This is a genomic window from Vibrio cholerae ATCC 14035, from assembly GCF_000621645.1.
In the GTDB taxonomy this organism is placed as follows: domain Bacteria; phylum Pseudomonadota; class Gammaproteobacteria; order Enterobacterales; family Vibrionaceae; genus Vibrio; species Vibrio cholerae.
Window position 1 is genome coordinate 1 of the sequence record NZ_JHXR01000054.1, and the last position, 3,122, is coordinate 3,122.

At 47.8% G+C, this 3,122-nt stretch carries 4 protein-coding genes; all 4 read right to left on the reverse strand.

Annotated elements, in window-relative coordinates; all coding sequences use genetic code 11:
- Positions 1-24: 24 nt before the first annotated feature.
- The gene (gene zot / locus T411_RS0115510; protein ID WP_000021609.1) at positions 25-1,224 is read right to left on the reverse strand and encodes a zonula occludens toxin ZOT; all 1,200 of its coding nucleotides are present in this window, start codon (positions 1,222-1,224) and stop codon (positions 25-27) included.
- Positions 1,221-1,514: an accessory cholera enterotoxin gene (ace, locus tag T411_RS0115515; protein ID WP_011929321.1), complete on the reverse strand. Its 294-nt coding sequence runs from the start codon at positions 1,512-1,514 to the stop codon at positions 1,221-1,223. Before ace ends, zot begins: the two co-directional genes overlap by 4 nt.
- On the reverse strand, positions 1,511-2,698 hold the full coding sequence (locus T411_RS0115520; RefSeq protein ID WP_001268539.1) for a minor coat protein pIII: 1,188 nt from the start codon (positions 2,696-2,698) through the stop codon (positions 1,511-1,513). Before T411_RS0115520 ends, ace begins: the two co-directional genes overlap by 4 nt.
- A 106-nt stretch (positions 2,699-2,804) precedes the next feature.
- On the reverse strand, positions 2,805-3,053 hold the full coding sequence (locus T411_RS0115525; RefSeq protein ID WP_000493023.1) for a colonization factor: 249 nt from the start codon (positions 3,051-3,053) through the stop codon (positions 2,805-2,807).
- Positions 3,054-3,122: the final 69 nt, after the last annotated feature.

Sequence of the window (3,122 nt, forward strand, 5' to 3'; positions counted from 1 at the left end):
AAATCAAAAATCAAAAATCAAAAATCAAAATATACTATTTAGTCCTTTTTTATCATTTTCTGTTTTTATCGGTAAACCCCGTTTCACTTCTACCCACAGCGCTTGCGCTGCAAAGGTATCGAACACCACAAAGTGATTGAAATCCGGTAACGGTAGCACCTTGTAGCGGTAGCTCGATGCAAACAGCTCTGTTGGGACGCTGCCACTCTCGGTTTCAAAAAACACTGTAAGCGTATCCTTGTAAATGTGATGACCTGTCGCCCATAGACCACGATAAGGAATGTCCAAATTGTCTACGAGGCGATAACGCTCATCACCAACAGTGACAAAACCATCTTGGACACAAAGCCGACCAATACAAAAACCAAAAGACGCAGGAGCAGCCGCCTTGCTCCCGACAGCATTCCCAGCAGTAGCCTTTGACTGAGGCTCGGATTGCTCTGACTCGATAGTTGCATCATTTCCCCCTGTAAAAATTGGATTGTCGTGTAAGCCGTAAAACGAATAAGAGAACATCAAAAAAACCATGCCGAACAAGAAAAGGATCTTTCTGTCTTTCCACAGCGCCGTTCCGGCCATCGTGTCGCGTGCTTTGCCTGTGGTGGTGCTTGCGTACATCTTAAAAATCGGACTTGGAATTTTTTTGACTTGGCGTGTCAGCGCGTGCGAATCCATCTGTCCAGAGTTGGCTGCATCGTGGGTGGTCAGGGTAAACTTTGCCCCTAGCCCCACCGTGGCGCGGTTAAAGTGGCGATACCCTATCTCCGCCGCCTCTCTTATCATGTTGTGCACTTTGGCAATGTTAGGCGTGGTTAGGCAGATATCCCAGCCGTGGTGACGATGCATGTCAAAAGCCACCTCAAAGCTCTCAGGCCTATCCTCTGCGACCAAATCCGGCGGCGTGTCGAGCGCCTTTAAATTGGTGGCCGTCAGTCTCGGCGGCCAGATGCGACCACATTCATCAATAAAGAGAAACGCGTCCTTTCTCGCCCAGTGCCAAAAACGCGCCATCGTTAAGCGACCGTCTGGATGGTCTGTATCAATAAACTCGATACTGATGTCTGAGACGTCCATTTTTAAGTACTTAGCTATGCGTTCAAGGTTTAAGCCTCGCACATTCGTGATGATGTGACGGCCTGACTTAATCGCCGGCAGCAGACGAAGCCATAATGCCCCGGACGTTTTATAAGAGCCTGGCGCGCCGTGATGAATAAAGATACTCATAGGTTTAACGCTCGCAGGGCGAAACGGGTCATCAAAGCCTGAAGCACGATAGCCAGCGCTTGGTCTAACCCTAAAAAGAACAGAAAGCCGCTGTATTGAGGAGACAGCATATCGATAGCCTGTTGGATAAGCGGATAGATGGTAAACATATCAATCACTTTCTGGGACATCTCCCAGAAGAATTGGATGACAAAAATCTTGCTCTCAATCCACATAATACCGAGCTTGATCACAAGCCACGTAAAGCCATCAATTAGCCAGTCATAAAGGGGGTCCATCATAAGCATCACCTAAACAAAATGAGCATGGCGGCCAGAATGTACGCCATCGCGAGCACTATCATGCGGATGATGTGCAGGTTTTCAGAAAAGAGGGAGAAGTCAAAACAGAGGTTGTAACCAAACTCCTCGACATAGGAGCAAAACGAAGGCACCGCCGCCGAGCCTTTGAACTGATGCAAAGCCGACTGGGTGATTTTATCGTTGATCATCTGCTTTAAATTCTGCTGAGCCGTTTCTAACTCGGTCTCGGCCTCGCGTATCGGAAACTGACAGCGAGCAGGGTTACTACAGCGCCCTGATAGCGCCGTGTTCATGGTGTCGAGTTGCTGTGAAATCGTCTCTAAGGTATTGAGCTTTTTAGAGATGGTATTAAGCGCCCCTGTATAATTGGGGCTGCTGCTATCGGGTGGCGTGGGATTGGGTTGGTCTGGGTTAGGCGGAACGACAACCCCACCGAGTGAATCTTTAAGCTCATCAATCGCCCGAAGCACAGCATTCTTACTTTGGTAAACATCGTGTGCAACAGAACCAACACGTGAAGAGAGTTCATCCTTGGCTTTTCTGACCTCCCGTTGTGTATCCCATACATCGATGCGAACTTCTTCAAGATAGTTTATCTGCCCATTCAATCGATTGTTGATTGCGTTCACTTTTTCAAGAACACGGTCCGCGTGAAACTTCGTATTGAGCTGAACCATATCTTGAGAGTGGGACACCTGACCACTGACATGATTGAGAGTCGAAGCCATCTCTGATTGGTTTTTATAGACCTGATTGAACGCAGACTTAAACGAGCTGCTCAGCCCATCAACAGGGGAATCACTGGGCGGTGAAGGTGGTAAGGGAACGCACTCTTCCCCCTCAGGGCAATAAGGATAAATGCAGCGCTCTGCAGATGCTCCGGACAAGTCGCACATCGGCCAGTTCGGGGACACCCCTTGTGTAAAACGGGGTTTGTAGAGCCCCTTGCAATAGTCCCCATTTTCATTTGAGAGACAAGACCAAACAAAACCATAGTCATCTTTTTCAATATCAAGCATGCAGCCATCAAATAACACCGATTGCACAATGGGAGAGCCAAAACCGAAAAGTAACTGGTGTGACGTAGTAGTATTAGGATCACAATTGATGGAGGAAGCTGTTACCGATGGAGAAAGAAAGAGCAATGTCAAAAACAGTAGAAAATAGCGCATAAAAAAGGGCGAACGCTCGCCCTCCTCCCTTAAACCAAATATAAGCCCGACACAAAGCCGATAATGATGACCGCTGAGCCAAAGAGACCCAGCCACAACTCAAGCACTATTTAGCCTTACGAATTAAGCCAATCACGGTAACAATCAGAACAATTGCTCCCACCACGCCCATGATAAGCGGCCCAAGCGCAATCACCGTATCTTTACTGGTGCCCAGTGTTTTGGTGACTTCCGCGACCAAACCCGTATCAGCAGCCGCGAGTGCTTGGTTAGCAAATGCGGAAAACAGCAAGAAAACCCCGAGTGAAAGGGTGCTTTTAAAGGTATTAAGTTTGTTTTTCAGTGAGCTAAACATGTAGCTTCTCCTTTACCGTGGATAAAATGAGACTGGCAACCGCGCCAATCCCAAAGGATGTAAAGAACA

Excerpts from the sequence above, each read along its gene's own strand:
- T411_RS0115525 (WP_000493023.1), bottom strand. The coding sequence starts at position 3,053 with ATGTTTAGCTCACTGAAAAACAAACTTAATACCTTTAAAAGCACCCTT.
- T411_RS0115520 (WP_001268539.1), bottom strand. The coding sequence starts at position 2,698 with ATGCGCTATTTTCTACTGTTTTTGACATTGCTCTTTCTTTCTCCATCG.
- zot (WP_000021609.1), bottom strand. The coding sequence starts at position 1,224 with ATGAGTATCTTTATTCATCACGGCGCGCCAGGCTCTTATAAAACGTCC.